Source organism: Pseudomonas sp. RAC1 (assembly GCF_030658255.1).
Lineage (GTDB): Bacteria > Pseudomonadota > Gammaproteobacteria > Pseudomonadales > Pseudomonadaceae > Aquipseudomonas > Aquipseudomonas boreofloridensis.
The window spans coordinates 68,272-92,026 of sequence record NZ_JAUTXS020000027.1 but is presented as its reverse complement, the minus strand read 5'-3'; the positions used below and the strand labels follow the sequence as shown (position 1 = coordinate 92,026).

General features: G+C 64.3%; 16 protein-coding genes. 4 read left to right on the top strand and 12 right to left on the bottom strand.

The genetic code is table 11. From position 1 onward, the window contains the following. Positions 1-39 precede the first annotated feature (39 nt). Positions 40-300: a type B 50S ribosomal protein L31 gene (locus tag Q7C30_RS08280; protein WP_317871231.1), complete on the top strand. Its 261-nt coding sequence runs from the start codon at positions 40-42 to the stop codon at positions 298-300. A 28-nt stretch (positions 301-328) separates the two neighbouring features. Here the strand turns inward: Q7C30_RS08280 and Q7C30_RS08275 are convergent, their stop codons facing one another. Further along, positions 329-4,627: a DEAD/DEAH box helicase gene (locus Q7C30_RS08275; protein ID WP_317871230.1), complete on the bottom strand. Its 4,299-nt coding sequence runs from the start codon at positions 4,625-4,627 to the stop codon at positions 329-331. Between the two features lie 113 nt (positions 4,628-4,740). Between Q7C30_RS08275 and Q7C30_RS08270 the strand changes: the two genes are divergently transcribed. Continuing rightward, the gene (locus tag Q7C30_RS08270) at positions 4,741-5,154 is read left to right on the top strand and encodes an NUDIX domain-containing protein (protein ID WP_317871229.1); all 414 of its coding nucleotides are present in this window, start codon (positions 4,741-4,743) and stop codon (positions 5,152-5,154) included. On the opposite strand, the gene metR is transcribed toward Q7C30_RS08270, so the two are convergent. Continuing rightward, positions 5,138-6,055 (bottom strand): transcriptional regulator MetR, encoded by a 918-nt coding sequence (gene metR / locus Q7C30_RS08265; protein WP_039575916.1) that lies wholly within the window; start codon positions 6,053-6,055, stop codon positions 5,138-5,140. The genes Q7C30_RS08270 and metR overlap by 17 nt on opposite strands. Before the next feature lie 195 nt (positions 6,056-6,250). On the opposite strand from metR, the gene Q7C30_RS08260 reads away from it, so the two are divergent. Beyond that, the gene (locus tag Q7C30_RS08260) at positions 6,251-7,246 is read left to right on the top strand and encodes an alpha/beta hydrolase (protein WP_317871228.1); all 996 of its coding nucleotides are present in this window, start codon (positions 6,251-6,253) and stop codon (positions 7,244-7,246) included. 46 nt (positions 7,247-7,292) lie between these two features. Here the strand turns inward: Q7C30_RS08260 and Q7C30_RS08255 are convergent, their stop codons facing one another. The 6 genes from Q7C30_RS08255 to Q7C30_RS08230 all read right to left on the bottom strand — a co-directional run bounded on the left by Q7C30_RS08255 (position 7,293) and on the right by Q7C30_RS08230 (position 13,810). After that, complete coding sequence (locus Q7C30_RS08255; protein ID WP_317871227.1) at positions 7,293-8,618, bottom strand: sigma-54 dependent transcriptional regulator; 1,326 nt, start codon at positions 8,616-8,618, stop codon at positions 7,293-7,295. A gap of 13 nt (positions 8,619-8,631) precedes the next feature. Then, complete coding sequence (locus Q7C30_RS08250) at positions 8,632-10,536, bottom strand: ATP-binding protein (RefSeq protein WP_116887694.1); 1,905 nt, start codon at positions 10,534-10,536, stop codon at positions 8,632-8,634. 60 nt (positions 10,537-10,596) lie between these two features. After that, a complete protein-coding gene (locus Q7C30_RS08245) occupies positions 10,597-11,331 on the bottom strand; it encodes an amino acid ABC transporter ATP-binding protein (RefSeq protein WP_317871226.1) in 735 nt (244 codons plus the stop codon). Further along, positions 11,328-11,999, bottom strand: coding sequence for an ABC transporter permease subunit (locus Q7C30_RS08240; RefSeq protein ID WP_317871225.1), 672 nt, complete (start codon positions 11,997-11,999; stop codon positions 11,328-11,330). Before Q7C30_RS08240 ends, Q7C30_RS08245 begins: the two co-directional genes overlap by 4 nt. Beyond that, positions 11,999-12,745 (bottom strand): amino acid ABC transporter permease, encoded by a 747-nt coding sequence (locus Q7C30_RS08235; RefSeq protein ID WP_039575926.1) that lies wholly within the window; start codon positions 12,743-12,745, stop codon positions 11,999-12,001. The genes Q7C30_RS08240 and Q7C30_RS08235 overlap by 1 nt, the downstream gene beginning before the upstream one ends. Before the next feature lie 147 nt (positions 12,746-12,892). Beyond that, the gene (locus Q7C30_RS08230; RefSeq protein WP_317871224.1) at positions 12,893-13,810 is read right to left on the bottom strand and encodes a glutamate/aspartate ABC transporter substrate-binding protein; all 918 of its coding nucleotides are present in this window, start codon (positions 13,808-13,810) and stop codon (positions 12,893-12,895) included. A 329-nt stretch (positions 13,811-14,139) separates the two neighbouring features. Here Q7C30_RS08230 and Q7C30_RS08225 point away from each other — a divergent pair, with 329 nt between their 5' ends. Continuing rightward, positions 14,140-18,417, top strand: coding sequence for an NEL-type E3 ubiquitin ligase domain-containing protein (locus Q7C30_RS08225; protein WP_317871223.1), 4,278 nt, complete (start codon positions 14,140-14,142; stop codon positions 18,415-18,417). 45 nt (positions 18,418-18,462) lie between these two features. On the opposite strand, the gene glpD is transcribed toward Q7C30_RS08225, so the two are convergent. The 4 genes from glpD to Q7C30_RS08205 all read right to left on the bottom strand — a co-directional run bounded on the left by glpD (position 18,463) and on the right by Q7C30_RS08205 (position 23,496). Beyond that, positions 18,463-19,989 (bottom strand): glycerol-3-phosphate dehydrogenase, encoded by a 1,527-nt coding sequence (gene glpD, locus Q7C30_RS08220; RefSeq protein WP_317871222.1) that lies wholly within the window; start codon positions 19,987-19,989, stop codon positions 18,463-18,465. A gap of 196 nt (positions 19,990-20,185) precedes the next feature. Continuing rightward, positions 20,186-20,941: a DNA-binding transcriptional repressor GlpR gene (gene glpR, locus Q7C30_RS08215; RefSeq protein WP_029615293.1), complete on the bottom strand. Its 756-nt coding sequence runs from the start codon at positions 20,939-20,941 to the stop codon at positions 20,186-20,188. A 137-nt stretch (positions 20,942-21,078) separates the two neighbouring features. Beyond that, the gene (gene glpK / locus Q7C30_RS08210) at positions 21,079-22,578 is read right to left on the bottom strand and encodes a glycerol kinase GlpK (protein WP_304483988.1); all 1,500 of its coding nucleotides are present in this window, start codon (positions 22,576-22,578) and stop codon (positions 21,079-21,081) included. 66 nt (positions 22,579-22,644) lie between these two features. Continuing rightward, positions 22,645-23,496: an MIP/aquaporin family protein gene (locus Q7C30_RS08205; protein WP_317871221.1), complete on the bottom strand. Its 852-nt coding sequence runs from the start codon at positions 23,494-23,496 to the stop codon at positions 22,645-22,647. Between the last annotated feature and the right edge of the window lie 259 nt (positions 23,497-23,755).

Sequence of the window (23,755 nt, the reverse complement as noted above, 5' to 3'; positions counted from 1 at the left end):
TATGTTATAAAGTATCTCTTTCGATCCGAGGGTACTTCCATGAAAGCAGGCATCCATCCCGATTACCGCCCCGTGCTGTTCCACGACACGGCAGCGGACGCATTCTTCCTGATTGGCTCGACGGTCGAGACCGACCGCACGCATCGGCACACCGATGGCCAGACCTACCCCTGCGTGGCGCTGGATGTGTCCAGCGCATCGCACCCGGTGTACACCGGCCAGCAGCGCAAGACCACGGTCGAGGGGCGTGTGGCCGGGTTCAACAAGCGCTTTGCCGGGTTTGCCGGGCAGGCGAAATAAGCGCGCACCCGCCGCCGCGTCGAGCCGGTCAGGGATTGCGTATCGGGGCGCCGCGCAGCAAGTGCTGGCGCCATGCGTTTTGCTCCTCGCCGGTGGCCTCGACCAGGCAGCGGAACGTGCCGCCTGCCCGTGCGGCCACCGGTACGCCGTCGCGGTAGAGCAGGCGATTGGCGCTCAGCGCTGGCAGCTTGGTGCCCGGCAGTAACGTGCCGAGCAGATTCAACGGGTCGCTGCCGCTGACCATCACCCCCTCACCCTTCGCCTCGCGCCGGCGTACCTGGCGCAACGAGGCCACGGCTTCGGGCAGGGCGAATTGCTCGCCAGCGAGCCCGGCGATGAAGCGACCGCCACGGATTTCCCCGCGCGCTTCCAGTCGGTGATAGCAGCGCAGCAGATCGCGCCAGGGCGGCAGCAGTTCGCTTTCACGCTCCAGCAGGCGCCAGCAGATCACGCCATAGCGGCGCAGCAACACGCGGGCGATGTACTCAAGGCGCTCGTCGTTGTCCTGTTCGAGGCTGCCACGGCGCAGCAATGACCAGCGCCCGGCCTGGAGCATGGGGCTGGCGAAGGACGCATGGCTGCGCCGGCCATGCCGCGCGGTGCGCCTGCCCACGGGCGTGATCAGGCTGCGCAAGCCGCTGAAGCCGTCGGCTGCGGCCAGTCCTGAGCCGACCAGTTCCTGCAGCGCCGTCTCCAATTCGCTGGGCAACAGGCGCGCCTCATCGACGAGTTCGTCGAAGAACAAGGCGCCGTGCGCCTGCAAGGCCTGGTGCACGCGCTGCGCCCGCGGCCCCAGCGTGTCGGGATCGGCGCCGCAGGTCAGGCTGCGCCACAGGCCCAGGCGTTCGCGTGGCAGCAACACCAGCGGCGTGCTCGACAGCGTGCTGCTCGACACGCTACCGGTGAGCCGGGTCCAGGCCCACTGACCGCTGCGGCAGGCGTCATCCAGCCAATGTGGGCTGTAGTCGCCGATACGGGTGGGCAGCACGTCCGCTTCCCAGGCCCCGGCCGCGCAAGGGAAGCCTTCGAGTTGCGCCAGTACCACGGTCACGGCCTGGGGACCGCGCAAGCGTTCGTCGACGCTCAGGTGCTGCCAGTCGAACAGAAAACGCATGAAGTCCTGCAGGCTGACCGGCTCGATCTCCCGACGCAGACGCTTGACCGTATAACGATGAATCCGCGCCAGCAGATGCCGTTCGCACCACTGCAAGGCCGGTTGCGCAGGGCTGAAGTGTCCGCGCAGCAGATAGCCTTCGCCTTCCAGTCGTGCCAGGCCCTGTTCCACTTGGGTTTCGCGCAGACCCAAGGGCTCGGCGATCTGCGCCAGCGTCTGTGGGCCGAAGCCACTGAGGCGGGCGCGCAGCAACTCGCACAGGGCGTCGTCGGCAGCGACAGGCTGGTCGAAGCCCGGCAGGGCCTGCACCGCAGGCGTCAGGACGGCGCCGGGGTACAAGGTGGTCAGCGCCTTGAGTCGCTCACGGGGCAGCCACAGGCCTAGGTCGGCCGTCTCCAGGCGACAGGCACGCCCCCCGTGGGTCAAGTCCGCGAGCAGGGCGTCCCAGCCTGGGTTGGCCTGCACCTCGTCGGTGGTGAGCACGCCCAGGCTCATCAGCGCTTCGTGCAGTTCATCGGCGTCACGCGGTTGCGGCCAGGCCTCGATTGCGACGGCGTGAATCGCCTCGGCATCCAGGGCGCCCAAGTCATCGGCGCTGTGCACGTCGCTCCAGCGTCGATTGAGCACCGCCTGGGTGCGCCGTTCTTCCAGCGGCGCGTCGTCGAGAAAGGCATAGGGCCGCGCGTTGAGGATGGCCGAGGCCAGGGGCGACGGGGCTGGCAGATCACGGGCGAGCAAGCGCACTTCGCCGCGCTCCATGCGCCGCAGCAAGGCCAGCCAGCCCTGGCTGTCCATGGCGTCGTGCAGGCAGTCGTCCAGCGTCTGCTGCACCAGAGGATGGTCCGGCACCTGGCGTTCGCCGACCAGGTTTTCCAGGCAGGCGATCTGGTCGGGAAAGACCGACGCCACCAGGTCTTCACTCTTCATCCGCTGGATCTGCGGGGCCACTTTGCGCCCGCCGACGTAGCGCGGCAGCGCCATCGCGGTGGCGGCGTTCCAGCGCCAGCGCACACCGAACAGCGGCGCGTCGAGCAGCGCCTGGATCAGGATCGACTCGGCGCTGCGGCTGGAGAGGTAGCGCCACACCTCGTCCAGTTCGAAGCTATGGCTGGTGGACAACGACAGCACGATGGCATCTTCGCTGGCCGCCGCTTGCAGCTCGAAGTTGAAGGTGCGGCAGAAGCGCTTGCGCAGGGCCAGGCCCCAGGCGCGATTGATGCGGCTGCCGAAGGGGGCGTGAATGATCAGTTGGGTGCCGCCGGATTCGTCGAAGAAGCGCTCCATCACCAGCGTCTGCTGCGAGGGCAGGGCGCCGAGCACGTGCCAGGTCCGCCCCAGGTAGTCGAGCAACTGACGGGCGCTGTCCTCGCCCAATGCGTAGTGCGTCATGAGCCAGTTCAGGACGGCGTCGGGGTCGTCGGTCTGGCGTTGCAACTGCGCATCCAGGCCCTGTTGCAGACGCGCCACCGCCGCCGACAGCTCGTCGCTGCGTCCCGGCGCTTCGCCCATCCAGAACGGGATGTTCGGCGCCAGCCCCTGGGCGTCTTCGACCCGCACGCGGCCTGGCTCGATCCGCAGAATGCGGTAGGAGGCGTTGCCCAACTGGAAGATGTCGCCGGCGAGGCTCTCCACCGCGAAATCCTCGTTGACGCTGCCGATGTTCAGCGCCTGGGGTTCGAGCAGCACGGCGTAGTCGGCGGTCTGCGCAATGGTGCCGCCGCTGGTCAAGGCGACCAGCTGGCTGCCACGCCGACCGCGCAAGGTGCCGCTGACGGCGTCGCGGTGCAGGTACGCGCTGCGCACACCCTGGCGGCCGTTGTAGCCCTCGGCAAGCATGCGCAGCACCGCCTGGTAGCGTTCATCGCTGAGCGCGGCGTACGGCGTGGCGGCGCGCAGGCAGTCCAGCAGCGCCTGCTCGGGCCACGGCTGGTTGCTGACTTCGGCGATGATCTGCTGGGCCAGGACATCCAGCGGGGCTTCTGGCAGGTGCAGGGCATCGAGCTCGCCACGCTGTACGCAGTCGAGCAGGGCCGCACATTCGATCAGGTCGTCGCGGGAGGTCGCGAACAATCGGCCTTTGGGAATGCCATCGACCTGATGCCCCGAGCGGCCCACGCGTTGCAGGAAAGCAGCGATGGAGCCGGGCGAGGCGATTTGACACACCAGGTCGACCTCGCCGATATCGATACCCAGCTCCAGCGAGGCGGTGGCCACCAACAGCCGCAACTCGCCGGCTTTCAATCGCTGTTCTGCCGCCAGCCGGTGCTCCTTGGCCAGGCTGCCGTGGTGGGCGGCCACCTGGTCCTGGCCGAGGCGCTCGCTCAGGTGGCGGGTCAGGCGCTCGGCCAGCCGTCGGGTGTTGACGAACACCAGGGTGGTACGGTGCTCGCGGGCCAAGGTGGCGAGGCGGTCGTAGACCAGGTCCCAGACATCGTTGGCCATTACCGCACCCAGCGGCACCGGCGGCACCTCGATGGCCAGGTCGCGCGCACGGGTATGGCCGATGTCGACGATGGCGCAGGGTCGTTCATGCCCGACCAGGAACTGCGCGACCCGCTCGATGGGACGTTGCGTGGCCGACAATCCTATTCGCCGCAGCGCCCGTCCGCTCAGGGCTTGCAGACGCTCCAGGCTCAGCGCCAGGTGGCAGCCGCGCTTGTTGCCGGCCAGGGCATGGATCTCGTCGACGATCACCGTGTGCACCTGGGTCAGCCCGGCGCGCCCGGACGCCGAGCCAAGCAGCACGTAGAGCGACTCGGGCGTGGTCACCAGAATGTGCGGCGCGCGCCGGCGCATGGCGGCGCGGTCTTTCTGAGGGGTGTCGCCGGTGCGCACGGCGGTGGTGATCTGCGGCGCGTGCAACCCCAGGTCGGCGAGCGTCTGGGCAATGCCTTCCAGCGGCGCCTGCAGGTTCAGGCGGACATCGTTGGACAGCGCCTTGAGCGGTGAGAGGTAGACGACTTGGGTGTGCGCGGGCAACTCGCCGCCGAGCGCCAGGCCTTGGCGGAACAGTTCGTCGAGCACCGCGAGAAAGGCGCTGAGGGTCTTGCCCGAGCCGGTGGGGGCGGCCAGCAGCATCGACTGCCCGGCGTGGATCAACGGCCAGGCGCGGGCCTGGGCAGCGGTGACCGTGGCGAAGCGTTGCCCGAACCATTGGGCCACCGCAGGGTGGAACAGGTCGAGCGCCGGGTGGTGCAAGGCGGGCAGGTTCATGCCCCGTTTATGGCGACTGAATGCCCGCTTGGCAAGGGGCCATTCGTCTGGCTTGAAGCGCACGGGGCCTTTTCGGGTATCCTCCCCGCCCCGTCGTCGAGGAAGCCCTGCCCATGTCCCAGATCATCCCTATCGCCGCTGCCCTGCTCATCGATCCGGCCGGCCGGACCTTGCTGGTGCGCAAACGCGGCACCCAGGCCTTCATGCAACCCGGTGGCAAGATCGACGCGGGCGAAACGGCGGTGCAGGCCTTGGCGCGCGAACTGCACGAAGAACTGGGCCTGCACATCGATCCCGAGCAGGCGGTGCACCTGGGCCGTTTCAGCGCGCCAGCGGCCAATGAGCCGGGTTTCGAGGTCCAGGCCGAGCTGTTTCGCGTTCACTGCGCCGAGGCGGTGACGCCTGCGGCGGAAATCGAGGAAGTGCAGTGGCTGGCCGCCGACCAGGCCAGCGCCCTGACCCTCGCGCCCTTGACCCGCGACCTGATTCTGCCGCTGTGGCGCGACGCCCTCAACGCACCGCGCTGACCCCATCGAGGGTGGCGAACGAGGTGTCCTTGGCCGTCAGCAGAAAGTCGCGCATGTACGGCGCATCGAGCATGTCGGTGCGCACGGCGGCATAGAGCGTGGCGAACAGGCCCTTGTCGCCCAGGCGCTTGCCCTTCACGTAGCCGCGCGAGCTGTACTCGTGCAAGGCCCAGTGGGGCATGCCGCACACGCCACGGCCGCTGGCCACCAGTTGCATCATCATCACGGTCAGTTCCGAAGTGCGCACGGCGGCCGGTTCGATGTCCGCTGGCTCCAGGAAGCGGGTGAAGATGTCCAGCCGATCGCGTTCCACTGGGTAGGTGATGAGCGTCTGGTCGACCAAGTCCTCCGGCACGATGTAGGGCTTGGTCGCCAGCGCGTGCTGATTGGCCACCGCGAGCATGGCCTCGTAGGTGAACAGCGGCACGTAGGTGATGCCGGCCAGGTCCAGCGGGTCGGAAGTCACCACCAGGTCGAGGTCGCCCCGGGCCAGCGCCGGCAGCGGAGCGAAGGCGAAACCCGAGGCCAGGTCCAGCTCCACCTCCGGCCAGGCGTCGCGGAATTGATCGATGGTCGGCATGAGCCACTGGAAGCAACTGTGGCACTCGATGGCCATGTGCAGGCGACCGGCGGTGCCGCCGGCCAGGCGCGCGATGTCGCGTTCGGCACCGCGCAGCAGCGGCAGCGTGGCGTCGGCCAGTTGCAGCAGACGCAGGCCGGCGCTGGTGAAGCGGATCGGCTTGGTCTTGCGCACGAACAGTTGCATGCCAAGACGTTCTTCCAGTTCTTTGAACTGATGCGACAGCGCCGACTGGGTCAGGTGCAGGCGCTCGGCAGCCTCCACAAGGCTGTCGGCCTCGCGCAAGGCATGAAGGGTTTTCAGGTGACGGATTTCCAGCACGTGCAGCTCCGTGAGCAAATTTTGAGGAAAATCAGATGGGGTTGAGTTTCCCTCATGTTGCGCGGTGTGTCGACTGCAGGATTCATGACCGTTCAGCGACCTTAATCAAACTGTCACGCAACTGTGGCAGCGCGCTTTAACGGATTTCATCAGACTCGCGCTCTACTGAGGATTTGCATTCTGGTGTTTCTGTCCATGCGGTACTTTCTGATTATTGTTCTGCTGCTGTGCGGGGGGCCGGCCGGTTTCGCTGCAGGGCGTTGCGATGCCCAGGTGCCGGTGCAGCGCGCCGAGCTGGGGGGATTGAGCCTGGTCTACCAGAGCGTCGGTACGCCGGGCGATCCGGCACTGCTGCTGGTGATGGGCCTGGGCGGGCAACTGATCCACTGGCCGGACGACGTGGTCGAGGCGTTGTGCCGCCAGGGCTTTCGGGTGATTCGCTACGATAATCGCGATGTCGGTCTGTCGCGCTGGAACCAGCCGCCGGCCTCGGCCAACCTCACCGTCGAACTGCTGCGCTACAAGCTGGGGCTGCCAGTGGCTGCCCCTTATAGCCTGACTGACATGGCCGGTGACGGCCTCGGGCTGATGGATGCGCTGGGCATCGAGCAGTTCCATGTGCTGGGCGTGAGCATGGGCGGCATGATCGCCCAGCATCTGGCGGACATGGCGCCGCAACGGGTGCGTAGCCTGACCTTGATCATGTCCAGCTCCGGCGCCCAGGGCCTACCGGCGCCGAGCGCGGCGTTGGTGCAATTGCTCGCCCGGCGCAGCGCACCGAGCCGCGAGGTCGCGCTGGAGCAGCAGGCCGACTTGTTGGCGGCACTGGGCAGCCCAGCGGTGCACGATGACCGCGCGGTGTTGTTGCAGCAGGCCGCGCAGGCTTACGACCGGGCGTTCAATCCGGAGGGGGTCAAGCGCCAGATCATGGCGATTCTGGCCGAGCCGAGCCGGGTAAAACTGCTCAATCGCCTGCGGGTGCCGACACTGGTGGTGCATGGCACGGCCGATCCCTTGCTGCCGGTGATGCACGGCGTACACCTGGCCGCGCACATCCAGGGCAGTCAACTGCGCTTGATTCCGGGCTTGGCGCACCGTTTCCAGGAGCCGTTCAAAGCGCCGCTGCTGGCGGCGGTACTGCCGTATCTGAAGTCGCATCGCCAGGAAACGGCGCACATCGCCGGGCTTTGAGCAGGCTGGCGTCTAGGCCTGGAACCGCGCCGTCGGTGAGACGCGCTCAGCCCAGGCCGTATTTCTTCACCTTGTCGAACAACGTGGTCTTGGCCATGCCCAGCTCCTGGCTGGCCTGGCTGAGGTTACCCCCGGTGCGCTGCAAGGCATCGCTGAGCAAATTGCGCTCGAAGGCTTCGACTGCCTCGGCAAAGCCCAGGCCCTGGCTGCCGCCGACGCCGGGTTTCTTGAACGCTGGCAGTCCCAGCGCGTAACGCTCGGCGACGTTGCGCAGCTCGCGTACGTTGCCTGGCCAGTCGTGGGCCATTAGCCGCGACAGGGTCTGGCTGTCCAATTGCGGCGCTTCACGATCGAAGCGCAGCGCTGACTGCTGGAGGAAATGTTCGAACAACTGGAGGACGTCTTCGCGGCGTTCGCGCAGTGGCGGCAGCTCGAGCGTGACCACGTTGAGGCGGTAGTACAGGTCGCTGCGGAACTGCCCCGTGGAGCCCAGCGCGTCTAGGTCAGACTTGGTGGCGGCAATTATCCGGCAGTCCACCGGGATGCTCTGGTTCGAGCCCAGCCGTTCGAGCGTGCGCTCCTGTAGTACGCGCAGTAGCTTGATCTGCAGGTTGACGGGCATGCTCTCGACCTCGTCGAGAAACAGCGTGCCGCCATTGGCGTGCTCGATCTTGCCGATGCGCCGCTTGCCGGCGCCGGTGAAGGCGTTGGCTTCGTGGCCGAAAATTTCGCTCTCGAACAGGTTCTCCGGCAGACCGCCGCAGTTCAGGGCCACGAACGGCGCGCTCTGGCGGCGGCTGAAATCGTGCAGGCAACGCGCGACCAATTCCTTGCCGGTGCCGGTCTCGCCTTCGATCAGTACGTTGGCTGAGGTATCGGCGACGTTGGCGATCAGCTCGCGCAGCGCCTGCATGGCCGGCGAGCGGCCGATGATGCGCGCTTCCAGCGAGCCCTGGCCAGCCAACTGCTTACGCAAGGCCACCACTTCGCGTGACAGCCCGCGCTGCTCCAGCGCGCGGCGCACCACGTCCACCAGCCGCTCCGGCGAGAACGGCTTTTCCATGAAGTCGTAGGCACCGTTGCGCATCGCACCGACCGCCATGTCGATATCGCCGTGGCCGGTGATCAGCACTACCGGCAGGCTGCGGTCGCGGGCCTTGAGGCGGTTGAGCAGTTCCAGGCCATCGATGCCGGGTAGACGAATGTCGCTGACGACGATACCGGCGAAATCGTCGCCGATACGTTCCAGCGCCTGTTCGGCGCTGCCCACGCCTTCGCAGGCGATGTCCTCCAGCGCCAGCGCTTGCTGGCAGCCGAGCAGCACGTGGGGGTCGTCTTCGACGATCAGGACGGTCAGGGGAGCTGGGGTCATGGGGACTCTTCGTTCATGGTGTATCGGCCGAGTCGGTGGCGGGCGTTGCCAGCGGCAGGCTGAGGACGAACGCGGTGCCGCCGCCGGCAGGGTGTTCGACGCTCAGGGCGCCTTTGGCCGCAGCGGCCAGGCTGGCCGACAGCGTCAGGCCCAGGCCCAGGCCGTGCTCGCCCGGTTTGGTGGTGAAGAAGGGTTCGAACAGGTGTTTGCGCGCTTCATGGTCGATGCCGTGGCCATTGTCGCGTACCCGCAGGCGGTAGCGGTCGCCGGCCAGTTCGCCCTCCAGCCACAGTTGCGGGTGGGCTTGGGCAGTCATGGCGTCCAGCGCGTTGCCGATCAGGTTGACCAGGATCTGTTCCAGCCGGGTCTGGTCGATGGCCAGTGCCTGGTCGTCGAAATCGCGGTGCAATTGCAGGCCGCAGGCACCGATACGGTTGGCCAGCACCTGCAAGGTGGCCTCCACCGCGCTATCGAGCGACGCCAGGCCGCTGTCTTCGCCGCGGCGGGCGAAGGAGCGCAGACTCGCGGTGATCCGGCCCATGCGGTCGATCAGGTCGTTCATGGTGCGCAGATTGGTGCTGGCGGTGTCCAGGGCGCCGCGTTCGAGGAAGCGCACGGTATTACCCGAGAGCGTGCGCAGCGCCGCCAGTGGCTGGTTGAGCTCGTGGGCGATGCTGGTGGACATCTGTCCAATGGCGGCCAGCTTGCCGGCCTGGACCAGCTCGTCCTGGGCGTGACGCAAGGTTTGTTCGGCATGACGGCGTTCGCGGATCTGACCTTTGAGCCGCTCGTTGCTGGCGCGCAGGTCGGCGGTACGCTCGGCGATCCGCCGTTCCAACTGGCTGTTGGCTTCTTCGAGTGCTTCGCGGGCCGCCAGGCGGGTAGCGATCACCTTGCGCCGCTCGTTCCAGGCGATGCCGAGGATCGCCAGCAGGGCGAAGGCGACGCCTACCAGGATGCCTTGGATCATCGACTCGCGGTGCAAGTCCTGCAACGGGGTGAGCAGGGTGAAGTGCCAGGGTGTATCGGCCAGACGTCGGGTCTGTGCCAGGTAGGTGACTTCGTGGCTGGCGTCCTGGCCGCTGTCGCGGCTGGCCGGGAAGGTGAGCTTCTCCACGCCATCGCCCAGGGCTTCGCGCGCCAGAGGGTGCAGCTCGTTGAGCGGCCACCAGTAGTACTGCAGGCTGCGCGCCAGGTCCTCCTTGACCTGAGGGGTCAGCGGGCGGACCGATTTGAGCCGGCGCGCCGGATCGCTGGAAAGAATGATGATGCCGTTCTCGTCGCTGACGAAGGCTTCCAGCCGCGCGCGCTGCCAGCGCTCCTCCAGCGTGTCCAGGCGCACCTTGATCACCGCCACGCCGATGATCCGACCGTGCTCTTCCAGGCCATGGGCCAGGTAATAGCCGGCCTCGCCAGTGGTGCTGCCGATGCCGTAGAAGCGCCCCGGTTGGCCGCGCACGGCATCCTGGAAATAGGCGCGGAAGGCCAGGTCCTCACCCAGGAAGGAGTCGGGGTCTCGCCAGTTGCTGGTGGCCTGGACCCGGCCGTTGGTGTCGAGCACATAGATGGCCCGGCTGCGGCTGCGCCGGTTCAGTCCTTCGAGGTATTCGTTGACCGCCTGGCGTGGACCGCCGTCGGGGTCGGCGAGCAATTGCGAAACGCTGTCTTCGAGTTCCAGCAGGCTGGGCAGGTAGGTGTACTTGCTGATTTCGCTCTCGACCGTGCGCGCATGCAGCTCGAGCTGGCGTTCGCCGTTCTCGCTGAGAGCGCGGATGCCGTTGCTCTCGCTGATCATGTAGCCGACCGACCCCAGGCCGACCATCAGCAGGATGATCAGAGGCGGTAGAAACAGTTGGCGGATCAGGCGGGATTTCACGGCAGGCTGTGCAGGGCGAAGAAGCGAGGGATCGCATTTCATCACAGTGGCCTTGTCACCACCAGCGTGCGCCGCCTTGGCGGACGGCGCACGCCTGGCGCATCAGTGCTGCAGGATCTTGCTGAGGAAGTGCTGGGTGCGTTCATGACGCGCTTCGGGTTTACCGAAGAAGTCTTCCTTCTGGCAGTCCTCGATGATGTGGCCCTTGTCCATGAAAATGACCCGGTTGGCGACCTTGCGGGCGAAGCCCATTTCATGGGTGACGCACATCATGGTCATGCCCTCATGGGCCAACTCGACCATCACGTCCAGCACCTCGTTGACCATTTCCGGGTCCAGCGCCGAGGTCGGTTCGTCGAACAGCATGACGATCGGGTCCATCGACAGCGCCCGGGCAATCGCCACGCGCTGTTGCTGACCGCCGGAAAGCTGACCGGGGTGCTTCTTGGCGTGGGCGCCCAGGCCCACGCGGTCGAGCAGGGCCAGGCCTTTCTTGGTGGCTTCGGCTTCGCTGCGCCCGAGCACTTTGCGCTGAGCGATGGTCAGGTTCTCGGTGATCGACAGGTGCGGGAACAGCTCGAAGTGCTGGAACACCATGCCGACCCGCGAGCGCAGCTTCGGCAGGTTGGTCCTCGGGTCGGCGATCGAGGTGCCGTCGACCACGATGTCGCCCTTCTGGAAGGGCTCCAGCGCGTTGACGCACTTGATCAGGGTGGACTTGCCCGAGCCGGACGGGCCGCAGACCACCACCACTTCGCCTTTCTTGACTTCGGTGGTGCAGTCGGTCAGTACCTGGAAGTCCCCGTACCACTTGTTGACGTTCTTGATGGAAATCATACGGTGATCCTTTTTTGCAGGCGCTTGACCAACCAGGAGGCGGAGAAACTGATGATGAAGTACACGACACCGGCAAAGATCAGGAACTCGTGGGAGCGCCCGATGATGTCGCCGTTGGCGCGTGCCGAGTTGAGGAAGTCGATCAGACCCACGGTGTATACCAGTGAGGTGTCCTGGAACAGGATGATGCTCTGCTGCAGCAGCAATGGAGTCATCTTGCGAAATGCCTGGGGCAGGATGATCAGGCGCATGCACTGTCCGTAGGACATCCCCAGGGCTTGGGCGGCGCCCATCTGGCCTTTGGAGATCGACTGCACACCGGCGCGCACGATTTCGCAGAAGTAGGCAGCCTCGAACATCATGAAGGCCACGACGCAGGAGGTGAAGGCGCCGATCGGGGTGTCTTCACCGGTGATCCAGCGCAACACGAAGGGCACGGCCAGGTAGAACCAGGTGATTACCAGCAGCAGTGGGATCGAGCGGAAGTAGTTGACATAGGCCCCTGCCAGGTTGGCCATCAGCTTGCTCGAGGACAGGCGCATCAGCGCCAGCAAGGTGCCCAGCACGATACCGCCGAGCACGCCCATGACCATCAGTTGCAGGGTGATCAGCATGCCATCCCACAGGGCTGGCAGTGCGGGGATGATTTCACTGAAATCCAGGTCCATCATTTACCTCCCACGGAAATCAGGCCCGGCACGGCGACTTTCCTCTCGATCAAGCGCATGAGCAGCATCAAGCTCATGTTCAGGGTGAAGTAGATCAGCGTGGCCAGGGTAAAGGCCTCGAACAGGTTGGCGGAGAACTCGGCGGTTTGCTTGGTCTGTGCCAGCAACTCCATCAGGCCGATCAGCGACGCTACCGACGAATTCTTGAACACGTTGAGGAATTCGGAAGTGAGCGGCGGGATGATGATCCGATAGGCTTGCGGCAGCAGCACGTTCATGTAGATCTGCGTCAGGCTGAAGCCCATCGCCCGCCCGGCCGATTCCTGTCCGCGGGGCAGGGCCTGGATGCCGGTGCGTACCTGCTCGCACACGCGCGCGGCGGTGAACAGGCCCAGGCAGATGACTACGCTGATCAGTGCCGAGGTGGTCGGATTGAGATCCTGCTTGAACCATTCCTGCAGGCCTTCGGGCAGCAGGTCCGGTACCAGGAAGTACCAGATGAACAACTGCACCAGCAGCGGTACGTTGCGGAACAGTTCCACATAAGCGGTGGCGATGCCCGATACGAGGCGATTCGGCACGGTACGCATCACGCCCAGCAGCGATCCCAGCAGCAAGGCGATGATCCAGGCTGAAACGGCGATGGCAATGGTCCAGCCCAGACCGGTGATGTACCAGTCCAGGTAGATTTCGTCGCCCACGCCGGTGGACTTGAAGAAAACGCCCCAGTCCCAGTTGTAATTCATCGGGATTTCCCCTCAGACGGTTGTTTCACGGGCACCTTTGAACTTCCGAGGGCGCAGGCGCCCTTGGAAGTAAAGGTTAGACACTAATGAGTGGCCTGTCGGATCGATTGCGGTGCGTTGGAGCACCAGGCCACTAGCTACTGGAGGTCAGGACTTCTTTTCGTCCGCAGCCTTGTCGGTAGGCTCGGCAATCAGCTTTTTCAGTTCGTCGCTCATTGGGAATTGCAGGTTCAGACCCTTCGGCGGAATCGGCTCCTCGAACCATTTTTTGAAGCTCTTATCGACGTCGCCGGATTTGAAGTAGGCGATGATGGCGTCATCCACCGCTTTCTTGAACTGGGCATCGTCCTTGCGCACCATGCAGCCATAGATTTCGTACGACTGTGGCGTGCCGGTGATCGTCCAATCGGATGGCTTCTTGGCCTTGGCCATTTCACCGGCCAGCAGGGCGTCGTCCATCATGAAGGCGACGGCACGACCGCTTTCGAGCATGTTGAAGGCTTCACCGTGGTCCTTGGCGGAGATCACGTTCATCTTCATGTTTTTCTCGGCGTTCATCGCTTTGAGCAGACGCTCAGAGGTGGTGCCCGCGGTGGTGACGACATTCTTGCCCGCCAGGTCCGGGAAGTCTTTGTACGCCGGCTGACCGTCCTTGACCTTGGTCAGCAAGCGAGTGCCGACTTCGAAGATGCCCACGGTAAAGCCAACTTGTTGCTGGCGTTCGACGTTGTTGGTGGTGGAGCCGCACTCCAGGTCGACGGTGCCGTTCTGCACCAGCGGGATGCGGTTCTGGGAAGTGACGAGCTTGTAATCGACCTTGATATCGGTGCCCAGTTGCTTTTTCAGCGCCTCGACCACGGCCAGTTGGACATCATGGGAGTAACCCTGAGGAACGGTGCCGCCCGTCAGGTACGAGAAGGGAATGGAAGAGTCGCGATGACCCAGGCTGATGGTGCCGGAATCCTTGATCTTCTTGAGCGTGCCGGTCAGCTCTTCGGCCATGACCGGCGAAGCGATGACGGCGGCGGCGATTGCAGCGCCCAGCAATTGACGAACGATACGCATCAAATTTTCCTCGACGTTTGTTTTTCTTATGGAGCCGTTGGCGGACTCTTCGTTCAACGAACACACCAGTGTGGTATGCATTCGGCTTCCAAGTGTAGAGCATGACTCGTGCCAAACTCTGATATCGATCATAACGTCTCGAATTTACTTGGAATAAGTCTTTTCTGAATCGTCGGATAAACAGTCCGTGTGCGGTTTTCCGAATAGGGTCTGCTTGCTCGTTCGGAATGCCGAACGATCACGGTAGTGGCGGTAGGGTGTTAGCTGATTACCGCCAGGGGCTTGCCAGGAGCGGGTGTGCTGATGATCACCATCAACGAGACGCCACCATGACCCCTGTTCTGCATCCCGAATCCATCGATACCTTGATCGCTTCCCGTTTGCCGCCTTGGTTGACCCAGGCAGGTCTCGATCAGTTCACACTCTACCGCCGTGCCTTGTTCACCCACCGGGCGTCTGCCGAGCGCCTGGCGGCACTGCTCGACAGCATCCCAACGCTCGACGACTTCGCCGAACAGCGGCTGGGCCAAGCGCTCAAGGCCCGGGGCGTGCCTGAGACCGACCTGCGTCGTTCCTGCGTACGCATCACCCGGCAGGTGAAGGCGCCTTCGGTCGGTACCGCTCTGCCGGGTCCGGTCTATCCGGTGGTGTCACAGCAGAGCCTGCTCGGCGCGGCGTTGCATAATTTTCATGTGGTTGAGACCCGCCCTCATTTTCTGCGCACGGGTCAACTGTTGGACGCCAAGGGCAAGCCTCTGCCACTGGGGCTGGAGGCTTTCGCTGGGCTGTGTCGCCAGACGGACATCGGCAAAGCCTACCAAGCGCGTCTGGAGCAGTGCCTGCGCCCGGCCGACGCTCCTGGGCAGTCGCCGGGAGAGGCACGTGGAATTGTGAATCGTGTCTTCGAAGAGAGCTGGCGCGCCAATCTGGAGTTGGCCGTGCGCACGGCCAAGTTGAAGGACGAGCTGGACGAGACCAGCTACCTGCAATTGCTGCCGGTCTTCGCACGCACACCTGTCGTATCGGCACTGCCAGTAACGCTCACGGCGTGCCAGCCCCACCTGCTCGGCAAGTGCCTGCGCGGTGTGGTGGGCATCGAGGTCCGGGATGTCGGAAAAACCGAGCTCAGCGCGGTGTTGGTCTGGATTCCAAACGATCCCGAGCGACCGGTAAGCTGCCATCGGTCCTGGGACGCCTTCTACCGCGCCAAGGCCGAACGTCTTCGCCAGGCCGATTATCAGGATTTTTTCCAGCGTTTGGTCAGCTTGCGTGATCGCCCACAGTTCCTCAGCGTGTTGCAGGCTCGGCTGGCCAAACTCGACGCAGGGCAGACCGATCATCTGGATGGTCGTGCCCTGCCGCTGGCAGAACCTCTGTTTCCCTACTTACGCCAGCAGCAGATCGACACGCTTTTCGACGATGCCCGATTGCTGGCGGTGCCCACGGGTGACGAGGACGAGGAAGACCGGCAGCAACGTCTGCAAAGCTACTTATCGTTGGGCATGGACTTGGTAGGCATGGCAGGGTTTTTCGTTCCGCTGCTGGGTCAGGCGCTCTTGGTGGTCGGCATGGCGCAGATCGCCGATGAAATGTACGAGGGGTACAGGGACTGGCAGATCGGTGACCGCAAAGGGGCGATCGACCATGCGCTGAATATTGCCGAGCAAGTGGTGATCGGCGCAGTGGTGTCGGTGGGTGGCGCTGCTTTGGTGCAGCGGCTGGGTTTTGTCGACGCGCTGGCACCGATACGCCTGGATAATGGCCAGTTGCGGCTGATGGATCCGCAGTTGGTCGGTTACCCCCAGCCGGAAGCTGCCCAAGCGATCGCGGTGGGGCAAAGCCGCTTCGGGCTCGCGTTCGAAGAGGGTGAAGAGTGGGCGCGTATCGTTCATCCATCACGCAGCGGGGCCTATGCCCCGCGTGCCTCCAGCAATGGCGTGTCTGGCTGGCGACACGAACTCGAGCAGCCCCAGCGCTGGCAAGGTGCTCGTGAGCTGCTGAGCCGATTTGGCGACGGCTTCGCCGACATTCCCGATACAGTGGCCGAGGATGTGCTGCAGATCACAGGTATGAGTCAGGATCAATTGCGTCGCCTGCACCTGGAGAGCGCGCCGGCGCCGGCCCGGCTGGCCGATCTGGTAGACCTGCTTCGTCTGCACCAAGCTCAGCCGGATGCCGAGATGGCTGCACTGGAGGAACAACAGTTCTTGCGGCAACGTCCGAACTCGACCCATGAACGTCTGCTCAAGGACAGTTTTCCGGGACTCACACTGCGCTGTATCCAGGAGCTGCTGGGACAGGCGGGCACAGCGGATATCGAACGGCTGACCAGCGCCGGACGGGTACCACTCTCGCTCGCCGAGCACGCGCGCTGGGCCTTGCGCCAGCGCCGACTGGATCGCGCCTGTGCGGGGTTGCGCTGGCCATGGTCGAGCACAGCGGACAGCGAGCAACTGGCGCTGGGGCTGTTGGATCAGCATGCGCCCTGGCCGGACTCTGTACGTGTCGAGGTGCGCGACACGACCGCGCAAGGCCCGTTGTTGGCCAGTCATGGCTCTCTGCAGGCGTCGGAGCTGCTCACGGTCGTCCGGGCAGCCGATGGCTATCGAGTGCAGGGCACCAACGCCCCTTCGAATCACGTGATCGGTGCATTATTGAACCGGCTGACTACGCAGCAGCGCAGCGTTCTGGGCCAAAGTGCGTCCAGCGAAGCGGCGCTATTGGCCAAGGTCACTCACGCTATTGATCGTGAACGTGCCGCATCGATACTGGGCATGAGGGGGGCCCAGGCTGGCTTCGCACCACCCCGTCGTTTCGCCGACGGTCGCCTGGGCTACCCGCTCAGTGGGCGTGCCGGGGGGGATCGACAGGCGATACGACGCGGTATTCATCAGATTTATCCAACGCTCGATGACCTGCAGCTGGATGCCTATCTGGAGTCCTTGGGTCAGCAGCGGGTGGGCCTTTGGGAGCACTATGCGCAATTGCAAGACCAGTTGGGGCGGCTGCGCCAGGCGCTGGCGAGTTGGCAGAGAGACTGGTCGAATCCGCTCGATGCGCTCAGGCGTCGCCGCGTGGCCACGTCGATTCGCCGTAGCTGGCGACGCAAGGTCACCGATCAGGCAGAGGACTTCGTACTGCTCATCGATGGCGAGTCGGTCGGTAGCCTGCCTAGCTTGCCCTCAGGCGTCAGCTTTGCGCACATACGCCGTCTGCGCCTGCGCAACATGGCGCTCGAAGACATCGACAACGGATTTCTCACGCGCTTCGAGCGGTTGATCGAGCTGGATCTGAGCGCCAATCGGCTGCAGGCCATTCCACCGGCCATCGAGCAGATGCCCCGACTTCGCGTGCTACGTCTGGCCAACAACCGCATCAGCCTGACAACTGCTGGCGAACGCACCCTATCAATGCTGCACGAGCTGGAGGTGCTTGACCTGAGCCACAATCCGCTGGGACGTGCTCCGGCACTCACGCAGTTGCGACGTCTGCGCGAAGTGCGTCTGCGCGATGCCGGTCTCAATGCCCTGCCCGAGCAGGTCAGTTGGCGCGGTAGGGTGGACGTGCGTGACAACCAGATTCGCCAGTTGCGCGAGGATTTGCGTCAGTTGCGCGACCAATTGGAGCGAACGGCGCTACACGACAATCCTTTGGATGAGACCAGCGAGGCTTTGGCCGACCAGGCGTCGGGGATTGCGTCTGGGGCTCGCGGCAGCCCGTCGTTCCGGCATGCGCCCGTGGACATCGCGCTGCGCGATGCGTGGGTTGGCGATGTCAGTGCGCCACTGGGCGACAGACGCCGTGCTATCTGGGCGGTGTTACAGGGGGAGGCGGACTCGAGAGACCTGTTTCGGTTTCTCGCCGACCTGCTCGAGAGTGAAGAGGTTCAGTCCTATCCCCAGTACTATCGCAAACGGGTATGGCAGATCCTGCAAGCGTGCGAACAGCACACGGCACTGCGTCAACGGTTGTTTCTGGAGGCGGCAGGGCCTGGCACCTGTGAGGATCGCTTGACACTGGTGCTCGAGCAGATGGAGATCGCCGTCATGGCGCAAGGTGTCCTGGCTGCGGGCAACGCAACTGAATCAGAAGCGAGCCTGGTCGCGCTTGGCCGGGGACTGTTCCGTCTCGACGAGGTCGATCGCATTGCCTCGCGGCATATCGCGCGCATGCGCGAGCAGCCCATGGCGGTGGTGGACGAGATCGAGGTGCGCTTGTACTACCGGCAGAGGTTGCTCCGGCCTCTGGCATTACCGATCAATGCTGACGAAATGTATTACGAAAGTTTCGCAAACGTCACCAGCAGCCACCTTTCGGCGGCTCAGCAGGAAGTGCTGGCTGCAGAAACGCCCAGGGTCCTGGCTGAATCGATTGCTCAACGACCTTTCTGGGCCGAGCAGATGCGCGTCCTGCACCCGCAACGCTTCGACGCTCTGGCAGACCAGTTCCATGGTCGGATGGAGGCGTTGGAGGTACAGGTCGAGCGTCGCGCGATCGACGAGTGGACCTACGAACTGCGCAGCAGGGGGCTCAAGTACGAGTACGAGATAGCCGAGAACAGACTGTTGCGCACGATGGCAGAGGAGGCCCTGCGACATCTGAAGTGATGTCGCCCGAGCCGGGGCCGGGTCATGAGTCCCGGCCCGCGGAATTCAAGCGGCTGCCCGATGAAGTCTGTGTTTCAGGTAGTCAGCCAGCGCCTGCTGCTCGGCGGCGTTGGTGAACAAGCCCAACTTGGTGCGGCGCCAGAGAATGTCGTCCGCCGACACCGCCCATTCTTCCTTGCACAGATAATCCACTTCACGGGCGAACAGACCGCCGCCGATGGCCTGGCCAAGATCGTCGGGCCCTTGTACGCCCTCCAGCAAGCGCCAGACACGGTTGCCATAGGTGACCGCCCAGCGCTTGGCGATGTCCACTGCCAGCCAGCCGTGGGCCGCCAACAGGGCTTGCACCAAGGCTTGCACGCTGGTCATGTCCTCACCGCCGGGCAGCGCCGAGGTCGCGGTCCAACTGCCGCGCATCTGGGGGAAGAACGGCTTGAGTTCGGCCATCGCCGATTCGGCCAATTTGCGGTAGGTGGTCAGCTTGCCGCCGAACACCGACAGCAGAGGCGCCTGGTCGGCGTGGCGTGACAGCGCCAAGGTGTAGTCACGGGTGACTGCCGAGGGGTTGTCGGACTCGTCGTTGCACAGCGGGCGCACACCGGAGTAGGTGTGCTGGATGTCAGCACGCGATAGCTGATGATTGAAGTGGGCATTGACCACCTTCAGCAGGTAATCGGTCTCGGCATCGGTGATTGCCACCTGCGCCGGATCGCCGCTGTATTCGCGGTCGGTGGTGCCGATCAGGGTGAAACGGTCCAGATAGGGGATGCAGAAGACGATACGCTGATCTTCGTTTTGCAGGATGTAGGCCTGCTCACCTTCGTACAAGCGCGGCACGATCAGGTGGCTACCCTGGATCAGGCGAATGCCGTAGGGCGCGTCCAGTTTCAGATCGTCCTTGATGAAGCTGGCCACCCAAGGGCCGGCGGCATTGACCAGCGCGCGGGCCCGAATGCTCTGCAGACGACCGTCGGCATGCTGCAACTCCACCTGCCACACGCCATCGACGCGCTCGGCGCGCAGGCAGCGGGTGCGGGTCTGGATAGTCGCTCCTTGCTCACGGGCGGCCATGGCGTTGAGCACCACCAGGCGAGCATCGTCGACCCAGCAGTCGGCATATTCGAAACCGCGACTGATCTCGGGCTTGAGCGGGTAGCCCGGGCCGAAGCGCAGGCTGCGCGAGGCGCCCAGGCGTTTGCGCTTGCCCAGGTGATCGTAGAGGAACAGGCCGGCGCGAATCATCCAGGCCGGGCGCAGGTGCGGACGGTGTGGCAGGACGAAGCGCATGGGCTTGACGATATGCGGCGCCTTGCCCAGCAACACTTCACGCTCGGCCAAGGCTTCGCGGACCAGACGGAACTCGTAGTGCTCCAGGTAGCGCAGGCCACCGTGAATCAGCTTGCTGCTGGCCGAGGAGGTGTGCTGAGCCAGGTCGTCGCGCTCGCAGAGAAACACCTTCAGGCCACGCCCGGCAGCGTCCGCCGCGATGCCGACGCCATTGATGCCGCCGCCGATCACGGCAAGGTCGTAGCAGTCTGCGGGGGTCGATGGGGTCTGTAGGGACTGGGACACGGGCAAGGCCTCCTGGGCACGGCTCACAGCGAATGTGAACATCGATGTTCGTTTGCGAAAATACTAGCGCAACAAAACGGCCCTTTCCAGTCGCGATCCATAGAAAATACTGATCGCTTACGGGTTAAATGAACATTTGTGAACATGAGATGACGGCCGCGCCGGGTCGTCCCCGGCGGGCGCCGTCAAGGAAGGCTCAGACGACCTCGAGGCGAACCTTGTTCTGGTTCAGCAACTGCGAAAGCGCCGGGGTCGGCGTCTGGTCGGTGACCAGGCAGTCGATCAGGTTGATCGAACCCAGTCGCACCATGGCGTTGCGCCCGAATTTACTGGAGTCGGCCGCGAGCAGCACTTGTCGAGCGTTGGCGATGATCGCCTGGGAGACGCGCACTTCCTGATAGTCGAAGTCCAGCAGGCTACCGTCTTCGTCGATCCCGCTGATACCGACCACGGCGAAGTCCACCTTGAACTGGCTGATGAAGTCGACGCTGGCCTGGCCGACCACACCGCCGTCACGGCGCACGGTGCCGCCGGCCACCAGTACCTCGAAGTCGTCCTTGGCGGCGAGGATCGAGGCCACGTGCAGGTTGTTGGTGATCACCTTGAGGTGGTTGTGGTTGAGCAGGGCGCGGGCGATGGATTCGGTGGTGGTGCCGATATTGATGAACAGCGAGGCGTGATCGGGAATCTGCCGGGCCACGGCGTCGGCGATGCGCTGCTTTTCGTCGCGCATCTGGTCGGCGCGCATGGCGTAGGCGGTGTTCTCGACACTCGAGTCGTAGGCGGCGCCACCGTGATAGCGGCGCAGCAGGTTGGCTTCGGCCAGTTGGTTGATGTCGCGGCGGATGGTCTGGGGGGTGACGACGAACAGCTGGGCCATTTCCTCGATACTGACGTAGCCGCGTTCGCGCACCAGTTCGAGAATTTGTTGTTGGCGGGGAGGCAGATTCATGGGCGGTCCTTTGGGGCTGCCGGACAAATGCTGCAATGATGCCGTAGGACGGGGATGTCGGCCAGTGGCGTGTCCCACCGCTGCGTCCTGGCCCTGTAGGCGCGGCGAAGCACCGCGCCTACAGGGTGCAGCAGGCTTCAGTCGGTGTGATCTTCCCAGTCACGGGTGCGCTCGACGGCTTTCTTCCAGCCGGCATACAGCTTTTCTTTCTGCGCGTCGTCCAGTTGTGGGCTGAACTCTCGCTCGATGATCGCCTTGTCGCGCAACTCGTCCAGGCTGCCCCAGAACCCGCAGGCCAGGCCCGCCAGGTAGGCAGCGCCCAGGGCGGTGGTCTCGCGCATCTTCGGCCGCTCGACACAGGTACCGAGAATGTCGGCCTGGAACTGCATGAGGAAGTTGTTGGCCACCGCACCGCCGTCCACGCGCAGTTCGGACAGGCGCTGGCCGCAGTCCTGCTGCATGGCGTCGAGCACGTCGCGGGTCTGGTAGGCGATCGACTCCAGCGCCGCGCGGATGATGTGATCGACTTTCACCCCACGGGTCAGGCCGAACAGCGCGCCGCGTGCGTAGGGATCCCAGTAGGGCGCGCCCAGGCCGGTGAAGGCTGGGACCAGGTAGACGCCGTTACTGTCCTTGACCTTGCTGGCGAAGTACTCGGTGTCCAGTGCGTCGTTGACGATCTTCAGTTCGTCGCGCAGCCACTGCACGGTGGAGCCGCCGTTGAACACTGCGCCCTCCAGGGCGTAAGCCACCTCGCCGCGCGGTCCGCAGGCGATGGTGGTGAGCAAGCCGTGGGACGAGGTCACGGCCTTGTCGCCGGTATTCATCAGCAGGAAGCAGCCGGTGCCATAGGTGTTCTTGGCCTGGCCAGGTTCCACGCACATCTGGCCGAACAGCGCCGACTGCTGATCGCCCGCGATGCCGGCGATGGCGATGCCGCTCTTGGTGTGGCCGTAGACTTCGGACGAGGGGCGCACCTCAGGCAGCATCTGCCGCGGAATGCCGAGGATCTCCAGCAGTTTGTCGTCCCACTGCAGGCTATGGATGTTGAACATCAGCGTGCGCGAGGCATTGGTGTAGTCGGTGACATGCACCTTGCCGCCGGAGAATTTCCAGATCAGCCAGCTGTCGACGGTGCCGAACAGCAGTTCGCCGCGCTCGGCGCGCTCGCGCACGCCCTCGACGTTGTCCAGGATCCACTTCAGCTTGGTGCCGGAGAAGTAGGGGTCGGTGACCAGTCCCGTGGCTTGGCGAATGTACTGTTCGTGACCGTCACGCTTGAGCTGGGCGCAGATCTCGGTGCTGCGTCGGCACTGCCAGACGATGGCGTTGTACACCGGGCGCCCGGTTTCCTTGTCCCACACCACGGTGGTTTCGCGCTGGTTGGTGATGCCGATCGCGGCCACCTGGGCGTGGCTCAGGCCGGCCTGTGCCAGGGCTTCGACCATGGTTGCGCTCTGGGTGGCGAAGATTTCCATGGGGTCATGCTCGACCCAGCCGGCCTGCGGGTAGTGCTGGACGAACTCGCGCTGGGAGGTGCCGACCACGTTGGCGTCGCGGTCGAAGATGATCGCCCGCGAACTGGTGGTGCCCTGGTCCAGGGCGATGATGTAGTGCTTATCCTGGGTGTCTGTCATGGTCGTTGCCTTGCACGAAATGGGTAGGGTCAGGGCTTGAAGGGGCCAGAGGGCTCAGTGCCGATCTCAGGAGGCCTGAGTATCGCCCTGGTTGACGGCCGCTGTCTGCGGTTGGTCGGCTTCGGCCGTCGGCAGGCTGCGGGCGATGAGTACGCGGTAGCCTGCGGCCCCCAGGCAAGCACCGAGGATCGGTGCCAGCAGCGGGACCAGGAAGTACGGGATGTCGCGTCCGCCGGTGAAGGCAATATCGCCCCAGCCGGCAAAGAAGGTCATCAGTTTGGGACCGAAATCTCGGGCCGGATTCATGGCGAAGCCGGTCAGTGGGCCCATGGCGCTGCCGATCACCGCGATCAGCAGGCCGATCAGCAACGGCGCGGTGGCGCCGCGCGGCAGGCCGTTGTTGTCATCGGTCAGGGCCATGATCACGGCCATGAGGATGGCGGTGATGATCACTTCCACCAACGCCGCCTGGGCGGTGGACAGCGAGGGATGCGGGTAAGTGGAGAACACCGAGGCCAGCTCCAGGCTCGCCGGACTGCCGCGCAGCATGCCGTGGGCCTGTTCGAAATCGAAGAACAGCGTGCTGTACAGGCAGTACACCAACGCAGCGCCACAGAACGCACCGGCTACCTGAGCGATCACGTAGAACGGCAGTTTGCGCTTCTCGAAACCGGCGAACAGCGTCAACGCGATGCTGACCGCCGGATTCAGGTGAGCGCCCGATACCCCGGCACTGAGGTAGATCGCCATGCTGACGCCAACCCCCCAGATGATGCTGATTTCCCACAGGCCGAAGCTGGCGCCGGCGACCTTGAGCGCAGCGACGCAGCCGGTGCCGAAAAAGATCAGCAGTGCCGTACCCAGGAATTCGGCCATGCATTGGCCGCCAAGCGTCGGTTGTCGTAGAGCTGTGGTCATGGATGAACCTCGGTTCTTGTTGTTGTGAGACGCTGAGCGCTCAGCGGTTCTCGCCGGTAATCCATCCCCATGAATCATCAGCGAGTGTACGAATGTGCACTTTTTCTGTGCGTGTTTTCTTCAAAAACGAAAAAATATAGACAAGAAACGCTGATGTCAAAGGTCGAAAGTGAACGATCAGCCACATTTCGACTCACGGCCGCGCAGTCGTTTGCGCACTGCTGGTGCAGGCGGCAGAAGGCCACTGGCTGGCCCCGGG